Origin of the sequence: Enterobacter sp. SORGH_AS_0287 (assembly GCF_031453695.1) — a bacterium.
Lineage (GTDB): Bacteria > Pseudomonadota > Gammaproteobacteria > Enterobacterales > Enterobacteriaceae > Enterobacter > Enterobacter ludwigii.
Genome location: NZ_JAVIZW010000001.1, coordinates 1,293,408 through 1,317,267, shown reverse-complemented (window position 1 = coordinate 1,317,267; position 23,860 = coordinate 1,293,408). Strand labels below are relative to the sequence as shown.

Below are 23,860 nucleotides of genomic sequence, written 5' to 3'. Positions count from 1 at the left end.
GTACACCGTCAGCGTCAGCGGTACCGACAGCGTGGGCAACAGCGGCTCAGCGGAGGCCACACTGCTGGTTGATACCGTGTTGCCACAGGTGGTCATTAATACCTTTGCCGGCGACAACCGGGTAAATAACGCCGAAGTGGCCGCCGATCAAACGATCAGCGGTCGTGTCACGGGTGCAGCGGCAGGGGATACGGTGTCTGTTTCCGTTGGCGGCAAGCATTACAGCGCCACCGTGGGTAGCGATCTGACCTGGAACCTCACTATCCCGTCTGCGGATCTCAGGGCATTCGGCGACGGCGACCTGACCATTACCGCGTCAGTCACCAACAGCCACGGCAATACGGGCAGCGGCGAGCGCGATATCAATATCAACGCGGCGCTGCCGGGTCTGCGCGTTAACACCCTTTCCGGTGATGACGTGATCAATGCCATTGAGCAGCATCAGGATCTTACCGTGACCGGCTCCAGCAGCCATCTGGCCGCAGGCACGCAGATCACCGTCACCATCAATAACGTCGACTATGTCACCGTGGTCAACGCCACCGGTGGCTGGCAGATTGGTGTCCCGGCGAGCGACCTCCAGTCCTGGACGCCGGGCCATATCGCAGTGCACGTCAGTGCAGAAGATGCGTGGGGCAATGCCGTTGCCGCTGAACATCCGATCGAACTCGACCTGAACGCCGTGGCGGTGACTGTTGATGTCATCTCCGGTGATGACCGACTGAACGCGGCGGAAAAAGGCAGCGATCTCACGCTCTCTGGCCAGACGCAGGGCGTGGAAGCCGGGCAGACTGTGGTGGTGAAATTCGCCGATCGGACCTATACCGCGCAGGTGCAGCAGGACGGCTCCTGGAGCCTGACCGTACCGGCCAGCGCCATGGAAACGTTGATTGACGGCCGCGCGCAGGTGAGCGTCAGCGTGACGAACGTTAACGGCAACAGCGCCGATGCGTCGCGCGTGGTGACGGTCGATACGCTGCCTCCGGACATCACGATCAATAATCTGACCGATGACAACATCATCAGTGCTGCCGAAGCGCAGCAGGATATCGTGTTAAGCGGTAGCAGCACGGCGGAAGCGGGCCAGACGGTCACCGTCGCGCTGAACGGTAAAACCTACCAGACCACCGTTCAACATGACGGTAGCTGGCAACTGACAGTACCTGCTGCGGACGTCGGCGCACTGGCCGATGGCACCGTCACGGTAACGGCAACCGTGAGCGATGTGGCAGGTAACAGCAGCAGCACGGATCGCGTCGGGCTGGTGGATGCCACCGTACCGCAGGTGACCATTAACGATTTTGTCACCGATACCAATACCATAAACCAGCTTGCCCATACCCAGGCGCAGGTCCTCAGCGGCTCCGTGACCGGAGCGGCAGCGGGTGATTGGGTCACGGTGACCATCAATAACGTGGATTACACCACCGTGGTGGATGCGGCGGGCAACTGGAGCCTCGGCCTGCCTGCGTCTGTGGTACAGGGCCTGGCGGACGGAACCTGGACGATTACGGTCTCTGTGACCGACCAATCTGGCAACACCGGCAGCAGCACGCTGGAGGTGGTGGTTAATACCGTGACGCCGGAGATAGGTATTCACACTCTGGCGGCGGACGACGTGATTAACGCCACCGAAAAAGGCGAAAACCTGCTGCTTTCCGGGACCAGCAACCAGCCAGAAGGCACCCCGATCACCGTGGCCCTGAATGGCATTCACTACACCGCCATTACGGATGCCAGCGGTAACTGGAGTGTTACCGTACCGGCCTCCGCAGTAAGCGCGCTGGGCGAGGCGCACTATACGGTGACGGCGAGCGTCACGGACAGTGTGGGTAACAGCGCGTCGGCCACGCACGATGTGCTGGTAGACAGCTCGCTGCCGATGGTCACGCTCAACACGCTGGCGGGCGATAACATCATCAACGCGGCGGAACTGGCGGCAGGCCAGACCCTGACGGGGAAAGTCGCCAACGCGGCGGCAGGCGACATTGTCACCCTTACCCTGGGCGGCCAGACGTATACCGTTGCGGTGCAGGACGATCTTACCTGGAGCCTGCCGTTAACCCAGAGCCAGTTAACCGCGCTCGGTAACGGTGAGCTGACGGTTACGGCCAGCGTGACGAATGCGCACGGAAACACCGGTTCTGCCGCGCTGGACTTCACCATCGACGCCCAGTTGCCTGGTCTGCGTATTGATACCGTGGCGGGCGACGATGTTATCAATATCATCGAGCACGGTCAGAATCTGATTGTTTCCGGTACCAGCACCGATCTGGCCGCGGGCAGCACCGTTACCGTGACCATTAACAACATTGAGTACGTCGCCACGGTCCTGGCCGATGGAACCTGGAAAGCGGCTGTGCCTGCGGCGGATGTCAGCCAGTGGGCGGACGGTCCTCTCGACATTACAGCCCGCGCACAGGATGCTTCCGCCAACCCGGTGAATATCGGGACCGTGGTGGATGTCGATCTCGCCCCGGTCGCGATAAGCGTTAACAGCGTTACCCCTGATAACGTGCTGAATGCGGCGGAGAAGGGACACGATCTGGCGCTCTCCGGCACCACGTCTGGGGTCGAAGCCGGTCAGACGGTGACGGTCACCTTTGGTGGCAAAAGCTACACCACCACCGTGGATGCGAATGGCAACTGGGCTTACACCGTTCCGGCTGCGGATGTAAGCGGCCTGAAAGAGGGCGATGCCCGCGTTCAGGTGAGCGTGAGCAACGTGAATGGCAACCCGGCCTCTTCGTCACACGAATTCAGCGTCGATACCACTGCGCCGGCGGTCACCATCGATACGGTCAGTCACGACAACATGCTCAATGCGGCAGAGGCGGCACAGGATCTCACCCTGAGCGGCACCTCGACTGCCGAAGCGGGGCAGACGGTCACGGTGACCTTTAATGGCAATCAATACACCTCACAGGTACAGGCTGACGGCAGCTGGACGCTTGACGTGCCGGCAGCCGATCTGGCCGGTATCACCGACGGCACTGCCGTCGTTACGGCGACCGTGTCGGATAAAGCCGGTAACCCGGCCAGCACGGATGCGTCTGTGCTGGTGGACACTACCGTGCCGCAGATCACCTTCAACACCGTTGCCGGTGATGACGTTCTGAATATTGCTGAACACGGTCAGGCGCTGATCGTTTCTGGCACAGTCACCGGGGCACAGGCAGGCGACGTGATCACCGTGACGCTGAACGGTAAAAATTACAGCGCAATGCTGGACGCGTCCGGCAACTGGAGTATGGGTATTCCGGCGGCTGACGCGGGCGCGCTGGGCAATGGCGACCATACGATGTCTGCGACCCTCACCGACAAAGCGGGCAACAGCACCACGCAGACGCATGAGATTGCGGTTTCCCTGACCGCTCCGGTTATCGCTATCAATACCGTTGCGGGCGATGATGTGATCAATGCCATCGAGAAAGGCGAAGATCTGCAACTCTCCGGCACCAGCAACCAGCCGGACGGCACCACGATCGTCGTGACCCTGAATGGCATTAACTACACGGCCACGACTGACGCCAGCGGCAACTGGAGCGTGACGGTACCGGCATCAAACGTCTCGGCGCTGGGCGAAGCGAACTACACCGTCACCGCGAGCGTGACCGATACCGCAGGCAACAGCGCGAGCACCAGCCATCAGGCACTTGTCGACAGTGCGCTACCGGTGGTGACCATTAACGCTGTCGCCATTGATGATGTCATCAATGCGGCGGAAGTGACTGCGGGACAGACCCTGAGCGGAAAAGTCAGCGGTGCCGCAAGTGGTGACACTGTCACGATTTCAATGGGGGGCAACACCTGGACCGCCACCGTTGAGGATGATCTGAGCTGGTCGGTCAATGTGCCGCCTGAAGTCTTAAAGGCCATTGGCAACGGCGATTTGACCGTGACGGCAAGCGTCACTAACGGTCACGGCAATACCGGCTCCGGCAGCCGCGACATCACCATTGATGCCAACCTGCCGGGTCTGCGGGTCGATACCGTGGCGGGCGACGATGTGATTAACAGCATCGAGCATGGTCAAAACCTGATTATTAGCGGCTCCAGTGATGGACTGAAAACCGGCTCTGCGTTGACGGTGACCGTCAATGGTAAAACCTATGCGGCGACGGTTCTGGCAGACGGGACCTGGACGGCAGCGATCCCGGCCGCCGACGTCAGCGCGCTGAACGCAGGCAAGGTGACGGTAACCGTTGAGGGTCAGAGCACCGCAGGAAACCCGGTGACGATCGCGCATGACGTCACGGTCGATCTGGCCGCGGTGGCGATCAGCGTCAACGCGATTGCCACCGACGACGTGATCAACGCGGCGGAAAAAGGCGCGGATCTGGTCCTGTCGGGTACCACCACCCACGTCGAAGCCAACCAGACCGTGTATATCACCTTCGGCGGCAAGTCTTACACCGCGACCGTGGATGCCAGCGGTAACTGGACCGCTACCGTGCCTTCTGCTGATTTAGGCAGCCTGAAGGAGGGCGATGCCAGCGTGCAGGTTAGCGTTACCAACGTGAACGGTAACAGCGCGTCAGCGGGCCGTGAATACAGCGTGGATACGACCGCGCCGACGGTCTCTATCGACATTGTCAGCGACAACAACATCATTAATGCGTCTGAAGCGCAGCAGGATTTGGTGGTTAACGGCATCACAAACGCGGAAGCGGGACAGACCGTGACCGTTACGCTGAACGGCAAGGATTACACCACCACCGTGCAGGCGGATGGCAGCTGGAGCCTGAGCGTACCGTCAACCGACCTGAGCGGCATTACCGACGGAAACTACACCATCACCGCGGCGGTATCCGACAAAGCGGGTAACCCGGCCTCGGTGGATCGTGACGTGCTGGTGGATACCACGGTGCCGCAGTTGACCATTCACACCGTTTCGGATGACGACGTCATCAACAGCGTTGAGCACGCGCAGGCGTTGATTGTCACCGGGTCTGTCACCGGCGCGGCAGCGGGTGATGTGGTCACCGTCACCATCAATAATAAATCTTACACCGCCACGCTGGATGCCGCGGGCAACTGGAGCGTGGGAGTGCCTGCGGCCGACGTCAATGCTCTGGCCGCCGGGGATCACAGCATCACCGCGACCCTGACCGATAAAGCGGGTAACAGCAACAGTGCGACGCACGACGTGGCCGTCAACCTTACCGCTCCGGTGCTGACCATTGACACCGTTTCAGACGACGATGTCATCAATAGCACCGAGAAAACGCAGGATCTCACCCTCACCGGCACCGCGTCAGGTCTGGCGGCGGGCGCGATCGTCACCGTGATGCTGAACGGCAAAGCCTACAGCGCGACGGTGGATGATAACGGGCTATGGACGGCTACCGTTCCGGCGGATCAGGTCGGCGCACTGGGTGAAGCGATCTACACCCTCACGGCGTCTGCAACCGATGCTGTTGGCAACGGTACCAGCGTGACTCACACCGTGAACGTGGAGTCTGTCCTGCCGGGTGTCACCATCAACACCGTGGCTGGCGACGATATTATCAATACCGCGGAGCTGGCGACCGGCCAGACTCTCAGCGGTACCGTGGTGAATGCCGAAGCAGGCAACACCGTCACCGTGACCCTCGGCGGTAACACCCTGACCGCCACGGTGCAGGATGACCTGACCTGGTCCGTCAACGTACCTCAGTCCGTGTTAACCGCACTGGGTAACGGCGAACTGACCGTCACCGCCAGCGTGACTAACGGCGTGGGCAACAGCGGCACCGGCGAGCGCGATATCACCATCGACGCCAGCCTGCCGGGACTGCGCGTGGATACCGTGGCGGGTGACGATGTGATCAACAGCATCGAGCATGGTCAGAACCTGATCGTGACCGGCACCAGCGAAGGACTGGCGGCAGGGACCGCACTGACCGTAACGGTAAATAATAAAACCTATCCGGCCACCGTGCTGGCTGACGGCACCTGGAGTGCGGCTATTCCGGCGGCCGATGTTGGCGCGCTGGCGGCAGGCACGGTAGCTGTCACCGTTGAGGGGCAGAACAGCGCCGGTACGCCGGTGTCCATTACCCACAATGTGACGGTGGACCTTGCGGCGGTCGCCATCGGGATTGACGCCATTGCCACGGATGATGTGATTAACGCGGCTGAGAAGGGCGCGGATCTGGTGCTCTCTGGCACCACCTCCAACGTGGAGGAGAATCAGACCGTCAGCATCCTCTTCGGCGGTAAAACCTATACGGCGTCGGTGGATGCCGACGGCAAATGGACGGCGACGGTGCCGTCTGCAGACCTGGCCGGCCTGAAAGAGGGCGATGCCAGCGTGCAGGTGAGCGTCACCAACGTCAACGGCAACAGCGCGTCTGCGGGCCGCGAGTACAGCGTGGACACCACCGCGCCGTCCGTAACGATTAACACCCTGGCGGCTGACGATATCCTGAATGCGACCGAAGCGAAAGCTGACCTGACGGTGTCCGGTACCAGCACCGCCGAAGCGGGCCAGACGGTCACCGTGAGCCTGAACGGGAAGGACTACACCACTACCGTGGGGGCAGACGGCAACTGGACGCTGGACGTTCCGGCAGCCGACCTGGCGGCGCTTACGGACGGCAGCGTGACCGTGACGGCCGCCGTCAGTGACAAGGCGGGTAACCCGGCCTCGGTGGATCATAACCTGACGGTCGACGTGACGGTGCCGGTCGTGACCATCAACACCGTGGCAGGCGACGACGTGATTAACGTGGCTGAGCATGCGCAGGCGCAGATCGTCAGCGGCTCCGCCACCGGCGCGGCGGCGGGCGATAAAGTCACCGTGACCCTTGGCAGCCAGACCTACACCACCGTGCTGGACGCCGCGGGCAACTGGAGCGTGGGTGTTCCGGCGAACGTGATTTCTGGCCTCAGCGACGGCACCGTGACGGTCAGCGTCAGCGTCACCGATGCCGCGGGCAATACCGGATCCGGCACCCATAACGTGACCGTCGATACCGGTCTGCCTTCCGTGGGCTTCAGTACCCTCAGTGGTGACAACGTACTGAACGCGGTGGAGAAAGGTCAGGATCTGAGCGTCAGCGGTACCAGCGCCAACCTTGCGGAAGGCACCCTGGTCACCGTGACCCTGAACGGCAAACAGTACACCGCAACAACCGCGGCGGACGGCGGCTGGAGCCTGACGGTACCGGCAGCGGATCTGGCCGCGCTGGGTGAGGCGAACTACACCCTGAGCGCAACCGCGACGAACACCGTGGGGAACAGCGTCAGCAATACGGCGAACCTGCAGGTCGATACCGCGATGCCGACCGTCATCATCAACACCGTGGCCGGTGACAACGTCATCAATGCGGCGGAAGTGGCTGCCGGGCAAACCCTGAGCGGTACCGTGGCCCACGCGGAAGCGGGCAATATCGTCACCGTTACGATGGGCGGTAACAGCTGGACGGCGACGGTGCAGGATGACCTGACCTGGTCCGTCAACGTGCCTTCAGAGGTGCTGACAGCGCTGGGTAACGGCGGACTGAGCGTGACGGCCACCGTCACCAACGGGCACGGCAATACCGGTTCCGGCGAACGCGATATCACCATTGACGCCAGCCTGCCGGGCCTGCGTGTCGATACCGTGGCAGGTGACGATGTGATTAACAGCATCGAGCATGGTCAGAACCTGATTGTCAGCGGCTCCAGCGATGGGCTGGCAGCGGGCACGGCACTGACCGTCACCGTGAACGGCAAAACCTATGCGGCGTCCGTACTGGCGGACGGGACCTGGAACGCAGCCGTGCCGGCCGCAGACGTCAGCGCGTGGCCAGAAGGCACCGTGAAAATTACCGTTACCGGTGATAGCCCGACGGGCAACCCGATGACCATCAGCCACGACGTGACGGTGGATCTGGCGACCGTGGCGATCAGCATTAACGCCATCGCTACCGATGACGTGATTAACGCGGCGGAAAAAGGGACCGATCTGGTGCTGTCAGGTGCGACCACCAACGTGGAAGCCGGACAGACCGTCACCCTCGCCATGGGCGGTAAAATCTATACCACCACTGTCGATGCGAGCGGTAACTGGACTTATACCGTACCGTCTGCTGACCTGGCCGGTCTGAAAGAGGGCGATGCCAGCGTGCAGGTGAGCGTCACCAACGTCAACGGCAACAGCGCGTCTGCGGGTCGCGAGTACAGCGTGGACACCACCGCGCCGTCCGTAACGATTAACACCCTGGCGGCTGACGACATCCTGAATGCGACCGAAGCGAAAGCTGACCTGACGGTGTCCGGTACCAGCACCGCCGAAGCGGGCCAGACGGTCACCGTAAGCCTGAACGGGAAGGACTACACCACTACCGTGGGGGCAGACGGCAACTGGACGCTGGACGTTCCGGCAGCCGACCTGGCGGCGCTTACGGACGGCAGCGTGACCGTGACGGCCGCCGTCAGTGACAAGGCGGGTAACCCGACCTCGGTGGCTCACAACCTGACGGTCGACGTGACGGTGCCGGTCGTGACCATCAACACCGTGGCGGGCGACGACGTGATTAACGTGGCTGAGCATGCGCAGGCACAGATCGTCAGCGGCTCCGCCACCGGCGCGGCGGCGGGCGATAAAGTCACCGTGACCCTTGGCAGCCAGACCTACACCACCGTGCTGGACGCCGCGGGCAACTGGAGCGTGGGCGTTCCGGCGAACGTGATTTCCGCGCTGCAGGATGGCACCGTGACGGTCAGCGTCAGCGTCACCGATGCCGCGGGCAATACCGGATCTGGCACCCATAACGTGACCGTCGATACCGGGCTGCCTTCCGTGGGCTTCGATACCCTCAGCGGCGACAACGTGCTGAACGCGGTGGAGAAAGGTCAGGATCTGAGCGTCAGCGGTACCAGCGCCAACCTTGCGGAAGGTACCCTGGTCACCGTGACCCTGAACGGCAAACAATACACCGCAACAACCGCGGCGGACGGCGTCTGGAGCCTGACGGTACCGGCAGCGGATCTGGCCGCGCTGGGTGAGGCGAACTACACCCTGAGCGCAACCGCGACGAACACCGTGGGGAACAGCGTCAGCAATACGGCGAACCTGCAGGTCGACACCGCGCTGCCAACCGTCATCATCAACACCGTGGCCGGTGACAACGTGATCAATGCGGCGGAAGTGGCGGCAGGCCAGACGATCGGCGGGAAAGTGGTGAACGCCGAAGCGGGTAACACCGTGACGGTCTCTGTCGGTGGCAATACCTACACCACAACGGTACAGAGCGATCTGAGCTGGTCGGTTGATGTCCCGCAGTCCGTGCTGACCGCGCTGGGTAATGGCGACCTGACCGTCACCGCAACGGTTACCAACGGACACGGCAATACCGGTTCCGGCGAGCGTGATATCTCCATCGATGCCAGCCTGCCGGGCCTGCGTGTTGATACCGTGGCAGGCGACGATGTGATCAACAGCATTGAGCATGGTCAGAACCTGATTGTCAGCGGCTCCAGCGATGGGCTGGCAGCGGGGACCATGCTTACGGTAACGGTGAACGGCAAAACCTATGCGGCGTCCGTACTGGCGGACGGGACCTGGAACGCGGCTATTCCGGCGGCGGATGTAAGCGCGCTGCCGGCAGGAACGGTAAGCGTTACCGTTGCAGGCCAAAGCACCACGGGCAATCCGGTGACCATCAGCCATGACGTCACTGTTGATCTGGCGACCGTCGCCATCAGCATTGATACCATTGCCGTTGACGATGTGATTAACGCGGCGGAGAAAGGGGCAGATCTGCTGCTTTCCGGCACCACCAGCAACGTGGAAGCCAACCAGACCGTCAGCATCACCTTTGGCGGCAAGCACTACACGGCCACCGTTGATGCCAGCGGTAACTGGACGGCGACGGTACCGTCTGCTGACCTGGCCGGTCTGAAAGAGGGCGATGCCAGCGTACAGGTGAGCGTCACCAACGTGAACGGCAACAGCGCCTCAGCAGGGCGCGAATACAGCGTCGATGCGACCGCGCCTGCCGTGACGATTGATACGGTTGCCGGCGACAACGTGATCAACGCCAGCGAAGCGTCTGCAGGTGTGGCCATCACCGGCACCACCACGGCAGAAGCGGGTCAGACGGTCACCGTAGCGCTCGGTGATAAGCAGTACACCGCGCAGGTTCAGGCAGGCGGCACGTGGAGTGTGAATGTGCCCGGGGCCGACCTGACCGCGATGGCCGACAACGGCTACACCGTACAGGTTAGCGTGAGCGATGCGGCCGGTAACCCAGGCAGTGCGGCTAAAGCCATTACCCTTGACACCACGCCACCGGTTATCAGCTTTAACGCGGTCGCCGTTGATGATGTGATCAACAGCGTGGAGCATGCGCAGGCGCAGATCGTCAGCGGTAGTGCAACCGGTGCAAACGTCGGCGACAGGCTGGTGATTACCGTCGGGTCTCATCAGTACACGACAACGGTAGATGCGAGCGGTAACTGGAGTGTGGGCGTACCGGCCAGCGTAATTTCCTCGCTGGCTGACGGCACTGCGACCCTCAGCGCAACCATTACCGACAGTGCGGGCAACAGCAGCACGAAGACCCATGATGTGGTGGTCAACACGGCCTCGGTGGCGCTGACCGTGAATACCATTGCCGGCGACGATGTGATCAACGCGGCAGAAGCAGGCACCTCGCTGGTGATTAACGGCTCGAGCGCGCAGTTTGCCAGCGGGACGCAGGTCACGGTAACCCTGAACGGTAAAAGTTACACCGCCACCATTCAGAGCGACGGCTCCTGGACGACTACCGTGCCGGCTGCTGATGTGGGCGCATTGACCGATGGCGGACATTATCCTGTCTCCGTTGCTGCCCAGGACAGCGCGGGCAACAGCGCGTCGGCAACGCACAGCATCAGCGTGGATACCACCGCGCCGGTGATCGGCGTGAATACGCTCTCTGGCGACGACGTGTTAAATGCAGCAGAAGCACAGCAGTCGCTGACCGTGCACGGTTCTACCAGCGCGGAAGCCGGGCAGACCGTTACCGTAACGCTGGGGGGTAAAACCTACAGCGCAACGGTGGCGAACGATGGTACGTGGACGCTGGATGTGCCGGCCGCCGACCTGGCGGCCCTGAATGAAGGGGCGCTGACGCTGACCGCTTCAGTCAACGATAAAGCGGGTAACAGCGGACAGACCACTCACACCCTGACGGTGGATACCGTAGCGCCAACCGTAACCATCGGCACTGTGGCGGATGACGATATTGTCAATAACGCTGAGCAGCTGGCAGGCCAGACCATCAGCGGCACCACCACGGCGGAGCAGGGCCAGACGGTGACGGTTTCCTTCAACGATCACAACTATCAGGCGACCGTGGGGGCGGACGGCTCGTGGTCGGTCTTTGTGCCGGGGCATGATTTCCTCGGCCTGAGTGACGGGAATTACACCCTAACGGCGACGGTGAACGATAAGGCCGGTAACCCGGGCAGCGCGACGCACGACGTGACGCTGAACGGTGATGTCCCGAGCATAACTATCCACACCTTTGCGCAGGACGATATCGTCAGCGCCGCTGAACATGGTATCCCTCTGGTGGTCGGTGGTACCACCGACGCGCCTGCTGGCCAGACGGTGACCATCACCCTGAACGGCAAAACCTACACCACAACCGTGCAGGCTGACGGTAGCTGGAACTACACCGTAGGCAGTGCAGACGTGACCGCGCTGGCAGACGGAGGATCGTATGTGATCCATGCCCAGGTGAGTAACACCATCGGTAACACTGCCAGCGACGATCACACCGTGACCGTGGATCTGACCGCGCCGTCAATGGGGATCAGTATCGACGCCCTGCAAAACGATACCGGGCTGAGCGCGAGTGATTTCATCACCAACGACAGCCAGATTATTGTTAACGGTTCATTGACCGCGCAGCTCGGCAATAACGAGAAAGCGCAGATCAGCGTGGACGGCGGGGCGAGCTGGATTGACCTGGCCGTCACGGGCACCACCTGGCGCTACACCGATGGCCGCACCCTGACGGACGGTACGTATCAGTACCAGGTCCGCGTGATTGATAACGCGGGTAACGTAGGGGCAACGGACAGCCAGAACGTGGTGGTGGATCTCACCGCGCCTGCGGCGACGACCATTACGGTCGATTCCGTCAGTCAGGATACCGGTTTGTCTGGCAGCGACTTTATCACCAGCGATAACCAGATCAGCCTGAAAGGGACGCTCGGTGCGGCGCTGGGGAGTGGCGATCACGCGCAGATCAGCCTCGATGGCGGTGTAACCTGGACGGATGTCAGCGTCAGCGGACTGAGCTGGACCTGGGTTGATACCCGCACGCTGGCGGACGGCGATTATAACTATCAGCTTCGCGTGATTGACGATGCGGGCAATATCAGCGCCACCACCAGCCAGGTGGTCACCATTGATACCGTGGCACCCGATGCCAGTAAAACCATCGCCATTGACAGCATCAGCGATGACACTGGCCTGAGCAGCAGCGACTTTATCACCCATGATACCTCGCTAACGCTGCATGGCTCGCTCGGCGCGACGCTGGCTGACGGCGAATATGCGCAAATCAGCATCGACGGTGGCGTGACCTGGCAGAACGTGATTGTCACCGGTAACAGCTGGTACTACGTGGACGGCCGCACGCTGGGTAATGCCACCTATGACTATTATGTGCGCGTGGTGGATGCCGCAGGTAACGTGGGATCCAGTGCCCATCAGCAGGTGACTGTCGATACGGTCGCCCCGGATGCGGCGATTACGGTGACCGTGGATAACATCACCGTGGATACCGGCTTCGACCACAACGACTTCCTGACCAGTTCAACGTCATACACCCTGAACGGGACGCTGGGGGCGCAACCCGGTGCGGGCGAGTATGTTCAGGTCAGTATGGATGGCGGCACCACCTGGGTTAACGCGACGGTGAATGGCACACAGTGGAGCTATAACGACACGCGTACCCTGGCCGACGGTAGCTACAACTATCAGGTGCGGGTGGTCGATCTGGCCGGTAACGTCGGGGCAACCACGTCGCAGACGGTCACGGTTGATACCCACGCGCCTCAGTACGGCATCACCATTGACAGCATCAGTGAAGATACCGGGCAGTCCGGCACTGATTTCATCACCATGGACACCACGCTTACGCTCAACGGCTCGCTTGGCAGCGCGCTGGCCAATGATGAACGCGTGCAGATTAGCCTGGACGGCGGGAATACCTGGACAGATGCAACGGTAACCAACCAGCGCTGGAGCTACACCGATACCCGCGATCTGGCTGACGGTGATTACACCTATCAGGTGCGGATTATCGACCAGGCGGGCAACGTGGGCTCAACCTCATCGCAGGTGGTGACGGTGGATACCACGCCGCCAACCACCGTGGGAACCGTGGTGAGCTATACCGATGACGAAGGTGAGCGTCTGGGCTCCTTTGGCAGCGCGATGGCGACGGATGACAGCTCGCCGCTGATCAACGGAACGCTGAACCGCGCACCGGATGACGGTGAGATTGTGCAGCTTTATCGTGACGGGATCCTGCTGGGCCAGGTCACGATGAACGGTAGCGCAAGCTGGTCCTTCCAGGATAACGGCCTGAGCGATGGCAATCATACGTATATCCTGCGGGTAACCGATAAAGCCGGTAACTATACGGAATCGGACGGGTTTGTACTGAACGTCGATACCAGTATCCCGACCACCACGGCGGCAATTACCGCGCAGACAACATCGGATACCACGCCGATTGTCAGCGGAACGGTCTCCGCGGATCTGGTGAACGGCGAGTACCTGGTGGTGAATTTGAACGGTAAAACCTACACCTCGCAGACGGGCGGCGCGGTGGTGGTCGACCCGGATCACAACACCTGGTATCTGCAGATCCCGGACAGCGATGCACTGAGCGTTGCCAGCTATAACGTAACGGCACAGGTGAAGAGCAGCGCGGGTAACGGCAATACCACCGGGACGGCGAGCGGCAGCCTGGTGATTGACACCACCACGGTGAATACCAGTTGGGCCACCACGGCGGGTAACAGCGAAAACTCGACCATGACCGTCGGCATGAACAGCAGCGGCCTGTGGAATATCATTGCTAACGGACAGTCCTATTCCAGCAGTGATGATTCAACCTACGCGGCGAACGCGCTGACCAATACGCGTGGCTACCCTGCCGTTAGCCAGACCGCTGCCGATTTTGACCGTAACGGCACGCAGGACATCTTTGCGACTGAAACCACCTACGGCGGGTCTACACAGGTGATGTGGACCTACGATGGCAGCACTTACAACGCCAGCCAACTGGGTATGGGAACCACTATCTGGTACGGCGGTGTCATTGCCTACGATAAAACCGGTGACGGGTATCTGGACCTTGCGTATGGCGATGCCGGTGCGGACTCCATTACCTACCTTATTAACAACAAGGGGGTACTCACGCCGGATGGGAGCTATGGCGGCGCCGGATTCTGGGGACAATTCACCACCATGCGTGAAATCTCCGGCGTTGACCTGAATAACGACGGCACCGTGGATGTGGTTCAGCACACCAACCGCAGCGGCGCGTACTCGCTTACCGTGATTAACAACAACGGTAACGGGACGTTATCCCTCGGTCAGAACCTGACTAACGTGTTTGTGGCAAACGTGGCGAATACCACCACGGCGGCGTCGATGACGTGGGCGGATTTCAACGGCGATGGCTACATGGATCTGTACCTGGGCAGCAGCTATAACAACAACGGCGGGGTGATCTACTACAACGACGGTACCGGGAAACTCTCCACCACCAAGAGCGCGGTTGAGGCCTCTAACGCGTCAGCAGGGTATCTGTCGGTGGCGGTGGACTGGAACGCTGACGGCCAGATGGACGTCATCAAGCTCAGTACCTACAGCGGATCGCAGACCGCAACCCTGTTTACCAACAACGGTTACGGTTCAAGCTGGACATCAAGTCAGCTGGCTTCCGGACTGGCGAACGTCACCGGTGTGGCCGCCGTGGATTACAACTGGGACGGCGCGCAGGATCTGCTGGTGTCGCAGCAGAACGGCAAAGTGGTGCTGGTGCAAAACAGCAAAACCGTTGCCGACGGCACGGCGATGCATCTGCACATTGTCGACAGTGAGGGTATCAACGCCTACTACGGTAATACGGTCAATCTGTATAACGCGGCGGGCGTACTGGTGGCCTCGCAGATCATCAACGCCCAGTCCGGTATCGGTTCGAACGATACCTCTGCACTGGTGAGTTTCTACGGTCTGGATCCGAATGAAACTTACTCGGCCGAGATCCTGAAAATCACCAATGGCGTGTCGGATAACGTCACCTGGAGCGGTCTGGAAGCCGGCAACGGTAAAGAGGGCTACGTCCTCACTGCCGAAGCAGCAACCGGAGGGCACAGCGGGACGCTTACCGGTACCGGGTATAACGATACCTTTATCGCCGAGGACGGCACGTATACCTATAACGGTTCCGGCGGCTGGACGACCCACTCGGATCACGACACCTGGAGCAACACCGGGGGTATGGACGTGGTGGACTACCGCAATGCGACGTCCGGCGTGACCGTCGACCTGCGTCTTTCTACCGCGCAGGACACCGGGTTTGGTACCTCACGCCTGCTGAACATTGAGGGCATTAACGGCTCGGACTTTGACGATGTCATTACCGGTAACAGCGGTAACAACCAGTTCGAAGGCCGTGGCGGTAACGACACGTTCAATATTGGCAGCGGCGGTCACGATACGCTGCTCTACACGTTGATCAACGCCTCCAATGCCACAGGCGGTAACGGCAGTGATGTGGTGAACGGCTTTACGGTAGGCACCTGGGAAGGCACGGCGGATACGGACCGTATTGACCTGCGCGACCTGCTTTCAGGCAGCGGCTACACCGGTACGGGCTCAGCGAGCTATGTGAACGGGGTCGCCACGCTGGACGGCAGTGCGGGGAATATCACCGATTACATCCGCGTGGTGCAAAACGGCAGCAATACCGAAATCCAGGTTGACCTGGACGGTAGCGGCGGCCAGTTCTCACCCACAACGCTGGTCACGCTGAACGGCGTGCAGACCGATCTGGCTACGCTGCTGGCAAATCATCAACTGCTAATTGCGTAAAACTATGCCGCGAGGAGCGATCCTCGCGGCCTTTTGCGTAGCTATAACGAAGAGCGATAAAAGATTTCACAACATTATGAAGACACATCCACAGTACGAACCCTGGTTGCAGGGCATGCTCATCATCGCGAAGCACTATCGGCTGGACTTCTCGGCAGAGCATGTTCGGGTCACGATTAACCATGAAAGCCAGTCTCCACGCCAGTTGGTGCTGGAAGAGATGGCACGCCAGCTTGGGTTAGGGATGCGTATGGTGGCGGCCGACGCGGTCTCCCTCGACCCGTGGCGTTTACCTCTGCTTGCGGAATTTACCGGCGGGCAAATCGCGGTCATTAACCGCATGGACAGCGAGGGCAACGTGAGCCTGCAGTTCAGCGGTGACGGCGGCCTGGAGACGACGCTGACGCGTGAGGCGCTGTGCTCACGGTTAACAGGACTGCTGGTGCTGCGCCCGCTCGAGTCCACGCCGGATGCCCGAGTGGATGATTACATCAAACCGTATGAGAAAAACTGGTTCTGGCAGCTGGCCCTGAAGGACTGGCGACGCTACAGCGATATTATGCTGGTGGCGCTGGTCGCTAACGTCCTGGCCCTTTCCGGCATGGTCTTTTCCATGCAGGTGTATGACAGGGTGGTGCCCTCGCAATCGGAAGCCACGCTGTGGGTACTGTTTGGCGGCGTAATGATCGCCATTGTTTTCGAATTCATCATGCGCATGCTGCGCGTGCACATTTCGGATGTGGTGGGTAAACGCGCCGACCTGCGTATTTCTGAACGCGTTTTTGCACACGCGCTGCGGATTAAAAACGGAGCCCGCTCTAAGTCAACCGGGTCGTTTATTGCCCAGATCCGCGAGCTGGAGTCGGTTCGTGAACTGATCACGTCCACCACCATTGCGGCCATCTCCGATCTGCCATTCTTCCTGCTGTTTGTGTTCATTTTGTGGATGATTGGCGGACCGCTGGTACTGGTTGTCCTGCTTGCCGTGCCGCTGCTGCTTATCCCGGGCCTGCTGGTCCAGCGCCCGCTGGGCAAACTGTCCAGCGAAGGGATGCGCGAGTCTGCCATTCGTAACGCCACGCTGGTGGAAGCGGTTCAGGGCATTGAAGACATCAAGCTGATGCGCGCTGAACAGCGCTTCCAGAATCAGTGGAATAACACCAATGATGTTGCCGCTAACGTCGGCATGAAGCAGCGCTGGCTGACCGGGCTGTTGCTGACCTGGACGCAGGAGGTGCAGTCGATTGTGTATGCCGTGGTGCTGCTGGTGGGGTGCTACCTGGTTATCAGCGGGGACATGACCACCGGTGCGCTGGTGGGGACCTCTATTCTCGCGTCGCGGACCATCGCGCCGCTGTCGCAAATTTCAGGCGTGCTCTCCCGCTGGCAGTCGGCGAAAGTGGCGCGTAAAGGACTCGACGATCTGATGCAGCGCCCGATTGACGATCCTCAGCAGGGCAAGAAGGTGCATAAAGCCCATCTGCGGGGGGATTATGCGCTGGAAGAGGTGGGGTTCTGGTACGACGATGAAGAAAAACTCACCGTTCTGAACATCAGCAAACTGCAGATTCGCGCCGGTGAGCGGGTGGCGGTGCTCGGACGCAATGGCTCCGGCAAAAGCACGCTGCTGCAACTGCTGGCTGGGATGCAGGAGCCTCAGCAGGGCAGCATTCTGCTGGATGATATCGCGTTGAACCATCTGGACCCGGCTGACGTGCGCCGCGACATGCAGTTGCTGAGCCAGCAGGCGCGGCTGTTCTTTGGCTCCGTGCGGGACAACATTCTGATGGGCAACCCGCTGGCCACCGACGATGAAATCCATCAGGCGCTGGTGAACAGTGGTGCGCTGGAGTTTGTCCGCAAACAGAAAATGGGGCTCAACTACATTATCAACGAAGGCGGCGCGGGCCTGTCCGGCGGGCAGCGTCAGGCGTTATTACTGGCCCGTGCTCTGATCACCTCTCCGAACATTTTGTTGCTGGATGAACCTACCGCCTGGCTTGACGAGATGAGTGAGAAGCAGTTTATCCAGCACCTTAAACCGTGGTTGGGCAAGCGCCGGACGCTGGTGGTCGCGACCCATCGTCTGCCTATTCTGGAACTGGTTGACCGTATCATCGTGCTGGAAAACGGCAAGGTGATCATGGATGGCCCGCGCGACGCCATTCTTCGCCAGCACGGTATGGCGCCGCAAAAAGCCTCACAGCGTACCGTGACCATGAAACCGACACCAGTAGCAGAGGAGGGCGTAGCATGACTGATTTCTCTCGCGTTAACAGCCGCCTGAAGGAGCCACGCTTGCCGCGGTCAACCTGGGTCGCCTGGTCGCTGTTCGCCCTGCTGGCGGTATTTATCACCTGGGCAAGCCTGTTCAGCCTTGATGAGGTCACCACCGGTAGCGGCAAGGTGATCCCCTCTTCCCACGAGCAGGTGATCCAGTCCCTTGAGGGGGGCATTATTCACAGTTTGCTGGTGCGTGAAGGCGACATCGTTGAGCGTGGTCAGCAGCTGGCACAGCTTGACCGGACGAAAACCGAATCAAGCGTGCTGGAGAGTGAATCGCGCCTGAATGCCGCGCTGGCAACCGCCTCGCGTCTGAAGGCCGAAGTGAACGACACGGCACTGGCTTTTCCGGCAGAGCTGGATGATGACGTTGAACTGGTCAAACAGGAAACGGCGCTGTATCAGTCTCGTCGCGAAAGTCTTGAGAAAGGGCTGGCGGGGTTACGGCAGGGGGCCGAACTGGTGCAGCGTGAGCTGTCGCTGACCCGTCCGCTGGTGACGCAGGGGGCAGCCAGTAAGGTGGAGGTGTTACGTCTTGAGCGTCAAAAAAATGAGCTTGAGAACAAAATCACCGAGATGAAAAACCAGTATTACGTTCGCGCCCGTGAAGAGCTGGCGAAAGCGAACGCGGAGATTGAAGCGCAACGTTCGGTGATGAAAGGGCGTGAAGATTCGTTGACCAGACTGACCTTCAATGCGCCGGTGCGCGGGATCGTTAAGGATATCGACGTGACAACCGTGGGAGGGGTGATTCCGCCAAACGGCAAGCTGATGAGCCTGGTTCCGCTTGATGACCAGATGGTAATTGAAGCGAAAATCTCGCCGCGCGATGTCGCCTTTATTCATCCGGGACAAAAAGCACTGGTGAAAGTGACCGCCTATGACTACTCCATTTACGGTGGGCTGGAGGGCGAGGTGACCATGATTTCGCCGGATACGCTTCAGGATGAGGTGAAAAGGGATGTGTATTACTATCGGGTCTATATCCGCACTGACAGTAACCATCTGACCAATAAACAAGGCAAAGCCTTCCCGGTGTTTCCGGGGATGATTGCGACCGTTGATATTAAAACAGGCAGTAAAACGATTCTGGATTATCTGTTGAAACCGCTTAATAAGGCGAAAGAGGCACTGCGGGAACGGTAAACAAAGGGCGTTCGGGAAACCGAACGCCAGAAACATTATACCGTCGACGTTACGTTAACAACGTGGCGTCGTTCTTTAGGAACGACGTTGATATAGTGAGTCACATAGGCGAAGTATAATCCGGCATAGTTTTCGACCAGTTCTATAAACGCCGGGTAAATCGACATCTGGCCATCACCCTGATCTTTAAGATAACCCGCCTCTTGCGCCGATTTGATAATACGGTTGACGTGGATCCGTGAAACAAAAAATTCTTTAGCCAGTAAGTTGGCTGAATAAGGTATTACTGCACCATGTGCGGTTTTATTTTTTATGGCCTGCAGGTAAAGATATAACATTATCATTCGCCCTCCGTCTTTATCAATAAACAATCCCACTTCAGGCAAAACCTTCCTGAACGTTAATCCCCTGAAAAGGTATTCCGCTGCGCGACGGAAAAAGTTATTTCGCAGGATGTCGTTATCCAGCAGATTAACGTTGATATTAAACTTTGGGAAAAGAATACTTACCGGCAAAAATGCGCCGGACATGTAGCGTTTAAGTTCATTAAGTCCCTTTTCAGTCGGTGCGATTCTCGTTTTGCGTCTGTCTTCACTGCAGCGCCAGGTCTTGATGCGCCCGGTGGTTCTGAGCAAGGTGATGATCGCAATCACACTGTTGGGGCTGGCTATTTTATAACGGGAACATAATTCTTTAATTTCTGATACTGACTCAGCCTGATTTCCAAAGATAAAACAACACATGGAAAGAATAATGTTGAACCGTGATTCCTGAAGCATCGTTTTGTAGAACAAAGGTTGTTTTTTGTAGATGGCGTCATTAATGGTGTAGTGCTCTGTTATTGCCTCACTGAATCGCGGATTGTTTTTAATGACATCCCTTCGATGTAGCAAGGCCCTGGATGAGATATGATTATCCATAGCGTTTGTCTCTTATATGAATGAGCCGATAGATGAAGTATCCAGTCTTCTTTCGGATTTTTCATTATACCTTGAGATTGACATATTTACCGTTATTATTTGATGCGAATTTTATATTTATACTGCATATGGATACAGGCGGTGATTAACACAAAGATGTTCTCGTGAGTCACGTTGATAACGGTTTCTTAACCTGATGGTGTACTGTAATATTATTATCAACAACAGGGTTTTTATATTTTGTTACATTCACAAATGGGATATGTGTTTTTGTGCCCAGGAGCAGGTTATGACCCAAAATATTTCTTTCAGAAATGCTGCTTTTTATGAGCAAAAATTTGTCATCTCAACCTGCCATTTCACATTTCAGGGGTACAGTCTGTTGCTTAAACAGTACGGTATAGACGCTTCGCACGTTCGTTTTGAGGGGGATGAACCTTCCCGGCAGGATCTGGAAAATATCCTTAGCAGTCAAAATGCTCAAATCTCGGTGTTCCTCGGAAAAGGTGTAGTCTCTCTGCTGGAGAGCCTGAAGCGACTCGCTTGCGTGCTAAATAAACTTCCTGTTATTCGAAAGGTAACCCTGTACGGGGAAATGCCGGATGGCTGGCTGTATCGAACGCTGGGGAATCTTTTAAATAATACTTTCCAGCTTTCAGTGATTCGTATAGCCAGCGTGTCTGATGTTATGACCTGTTTTCGTATGCATAATGACGTATTTAAGGATAACTCACGTTCATTGCGTGACCAATACTGGGGGGTGTCTTATCAGGAAAACGTAAAAGGTTTAACCGAAAGAGAGGTAAGCGTTTTATTAAATTTTTATCGCGGAATGTCAGTAAAAGAGCAGTGTGAAAAAATGGGGCTGTCTAATAAAACGGTTTATACCCATCGTAAGGAAGGGGTGAAAAAATTACACCAGATCCGACGCTGGCTGAAAGATCCGCATGCCTTAAGAATGGAAGGAAGCACGGAACGGTTAACGCAAAAAGAAAGTCTCTCTGCCAAAGAGACGGCGGTGTATAATGCATTGCTAAAAAGAGAGATATTCCCTGCGTATCAGATCATAACCGATCGTTATAAGAAGGGGGTGGGGTTTGAGATACTCATTCGCTGGAATAATAATGGTAAAATCATCAAACCAGTTAATTTTCTTACTGATATTTCAAGCCAGGAAATATGGCTAAAAATTACTGCGCTAGTAATTCATGCTGCGGTGTCAGGCATTAATAAATATAACGGTAAATATTATTTTTCCGTCAATATCCCCCCGCGACTTGCCTCGGGTAATGCACTTCCCGACATGGCCAAAAAGGCTGTGGCGATGCTGCTCAATCCGCAGTGGGCCGACAAACTGGTCTTTGAATTTGCCGAAGATATTGATGTGACCAAGGATAGGACGATCCCAGAAACCATGCGGCGTTTACGCAATACCGGGTGCCGGCTGTTTCTCGATGACTGCTTTTCCAACCATCAAACCATGTTCCCGGTAAGGCAGGTGCATTTTGATGGATTAAAGCTTGACCGGGATATCGTCGAGCATTTTGTGGCGAATGACAACGATTATAATCTTATTAAAGCGATACAGATATACAGCGATATGACCGGCACGGATTGTATTGCTGAAGGGGTGGATAGCGAAGAGAAGTTTGAGAAGTTAGTTGCCCTTGGGGTTAAAAGTTTTCAGGGCTATTATCTGTCGCGGGCGGTGAAAGAAGACGAATTAGATCGCATGGTCAGACTGTTTAGCTAAAGCGCAAAAATAAAGCCCCGAAGGGCCTTTATTTATTTTCGACCCAGTAACAAGCCGAGAACAATACCTACCGCCCCCGCAGCAATTAAACCCGTCAGGGGATTGTTCCTCACCGCTTCAGTGACATCGGAAACGGCGTCGCTGGCCTGCGCGGCATATTTTTTGGCAGCACCTTTAACCTGATGCTTAGGGGAGTCAACGAAATCGCCAAACTGCTGCTGGGCTGAGCCTGCCAGTTCATCGAGTTTATTTTTCGCTTTGTCTTCTGCAAACTGTGTATTTTTATCAGTATTGAAATCAGTCATTTTTGCCTCCTTGTGTTGATAGTATAAGGATAGCCTCTCTTTTACGTTTTAAGGGATGCAGGGCGGAATTTGGCACAAAATCCTCCTGTTTTCGGATATATCTCTATGCCATAAACCCTTTATTTCTCATTCTCATCCTGACCGTAATACAGTTTCCCAATCCGGATAAGCGGGCGGCCCTGAGATTTGCGGTGCAGGTTACTGTCCCTGAGCGAATACACGCACCCGCAATATTCCTGCTGGTAAAACTGTTCTCGCTTGCTTATCTCAATCATGCGTGAGGAACCGCCCTGTTTGCGCCAGTTGTAGTCCCAGTAGACCATCCCCGGATAGCGCGCTGCCGCACGCTGGCCGCAGTCATTTATCTGCTGCATATTCTTCCAGCGGGAGATCCCTAATGAACTACTGATGACGCGAAAACCATTTTCTGCCGCATACAACGCTGTGCGTTCGAAACGCATATCGAAGCACATGGTGCAGCGGATGCCGCGCTCGGGTTCCCATTCCATGCCCTTAGCGCGTTCAAACCAGTTATCGGTGTCGTAATCGGCATCGACAAACGGCACGCCGTGTTTTTCCGCAAAGCGAATATTCTCCTCCTTACGGATGAGGTATTCCTTTTGTGGATGAATATTGGGGTTATAGAAAAATATGGTGTAATCAATTCCCGACGCCTGGATGGCCTCCATCACTTCTCCCGAGCAGGGGGCGCAACAGGAGTGCAGCAGCAGTTTGTCGGCACCGTCTGGCAGGGTAAGTTGAGGGCGGATAAAGGGGGTTGTACTCATCGTATCAACTCTATGTGAATGAAATTTATTGAATTGTAGTCCCGTAACCGAAGAAAGTGAACGTTCAGGGCAAACCCCGGCGAACGTAAACATCCACGTTTCTTTTCTATGGCTCCGATCACGTCACCTCGTATTCCCCCGATCCTGCGACGACTCGCAGCAATCATGCATTGACTCGCAGCAATCATGCATTGACCGAAGGAATAAATTCGACATAATTTATTTCTGTGGTGAATCCTCTCTGACGAGAGGGCGTTCCGGACTACTGCTGTCCGCAGGTATGCACGCGTCTTTGCTTACCAGGGGAGAGTCACTGGGATGCACCCGGCACCACGATTCTTTCTTTATTTTTTTATCCCATTGGAAGGGTATAGAGTGCACAAGTTTAATTCCTCTCTTCTTGCGATTTTTTTGCTGACAGGTTGTAGTTCCGATCTGGTTCTCAGCCCACCTCAAAAACCTGAATACAAGGCTATGCCAGAGATAACCCAGTCTGTGACGCCATCCCAACAGCGTGCGATCATGGCTGGCGAGAGGCCTGATTGGTCAGAAAGGACGCCAGTCGGCACCATGAAACGATATTGATA

7 protein-coding genes are annotated in these 23,860 nt (G+C 57.6%); 4 read left to right on the top strand and 3 right to left on the bottom strand.

All coding sequences use genetic code 11. The features are described from left to right. The first annotated feature begins 31 nt into the window (after positions 1 to 31). The 3 genes from QE396_RS06200 to QE396_RS06190 all read left to right on the top strand — a co-directional run bounded on the left by QE396_RS06200 (position 32) and on the right by QE396_RS06190 (position 19,507). The gene (locus QE396_RS06200; protein ID WP_404997371.1) at positions 32 to 16,078 is read left to right on the top strand and encodes an Ig-like domain-containing protein; all 16,047 of its coding nucleotides are present in this window, start codon (positions 32 to 34) and stop codon (positions 16,076 to 16,078) included. Positions 16,079 to 16,154: 76 nt separating this feature from the next. Continuing rightward, on the top strand, positions 16,155 to 18,335 hold the full coding sequence (locus QE396_RS06195; protein ID WP_020884205.1) for a type I secretion system permease/ATPase: 2,181 nt from the start codon (positions 16,155 to 16,157) through the stop codon (positions 18,333 to 18,335). Continuing rightward, positions 18,332 to 19,507 (top strand): HlyD family type I secretion periplasmic adaptor subunit, encoded by a 1,176-nt coding sequence (locus QE396_RS06190; protein ID WP_020884204.1) that lies wholly within the window; start codon positions 18,332 to 18,334, stop codon positions 19,505 to 19,507. Before QE396_RS06195 ends, QE396_RS06190 begins: the two co-directional genes overlap by 4 nt. Before the next feature lie 35 nt (positions 19,508 to 19,542). On the opposite strand, the gene QE396_RS06185 is transcribed toward QE396_RS06190, so the two are convergent. Continuing rightward, complete coding sequence (locus QE396_RS06185; protein WP_014169985.1) at positions 19,543 to 20,427, bottom strand: MarR family transcriptional regulator; 885 nt, start codon at positions 20,425 to 20,427, stop codon at positions 19,543 to 19,545. A gap of 289 nt (positions 20,428 to 20,716) precedes the next feature. Between QE396_RS06185 and QE396_RS06180 the strand changes: the two genes are divergently transcribed. Further along, complete coding sequence (locus QE396_RS06180; RefSeq protein WP_020884203.1) at positions 20,717 to 22,180, top strand: EAL domain-containing protein; 1,464 nt, start codon at positions 20,717 to 20,719, stop codon at positions 22,178 to 22,180. A 32-nt stretch (positions 22,181 to 22,212) separates the two neighbouring features. Here QE396_RS06180 and QE396_RS06175 read toward each other — a convergent pair whose 3' ends face one another. Both QE396_RS06175 and QE396_RS06170 read right to left on the bottom strand, forming a co-directional pair. Beyond that, on the bottom strand, positions 22,213 to 22,485 hold the full coding sequence (locus QE396_RS06175; protein WP_014169987.1) for a YqjD family protein: 273 nt from the start codon (positions 22,483 to 22,485) through the stop codon (positions 22,213 to 22,215). Positions 22,486 to 22,604: 119 nt separating this feature from the next. After that, positions 22,605 to 23,273 (bottom strand): epoxyqueuosine reductase QueH, encoded by a 669-nt coding sequence (locus QE396_RS06170; RefSeq protein WP_020884202.1) that lies wholly within the window; start codon positions 23,271 to 23,273, stop codon positions 22,605 to 22,607. Positions 23,274 to 23,860 lie beyond the last annotated feature (587 nt).

Bases quoted from the DNA above. Each gene is read 5' to 3' on its own strand.
- QE396_RS06195 (WP_020884205.1), top strand. From the start codon at position 16,155: ATGAAGACACATCCACAGTACGAACCCTGGTTGCAGGGCATGCTCATC.
- QE396_RS06190 (WP_020884204.1), top strand. From the start codon at position 18,332: ATGACTGATTTCTCTCGCGTTAACAGCCGCCTGAAGGAGCCACGCTTG.
- QE396_RS06185 (WP_014169985.1), bottom strand. From the start codon at position 20,427: ATGGATAATCATATCTCATCCAGGGCCTTGCTACATCGAAGGGATGTC.
- QE396_RS06180 (WP_020884203.1), top strand. From the start codon at position 20,717: ATGACCCAAAATATTTCTTTCAGAAATGCTGCTTTTTATGAGCAAAAA.
- QE396_RS06175 (WP_014169987.1), bottom strand. From the start codon at position 22,485: ATGACTGATTTCAATACTGATAAAAATACACAGTTTGCAGAAGACAAA.
- QE396_RS06170 (WP_020884202.1), bottom strand. From the start codon at position 23,273: ATGAGTACAACCCCCTTTATCCGCCCTCAACTTACCCTGCCAGACGGT.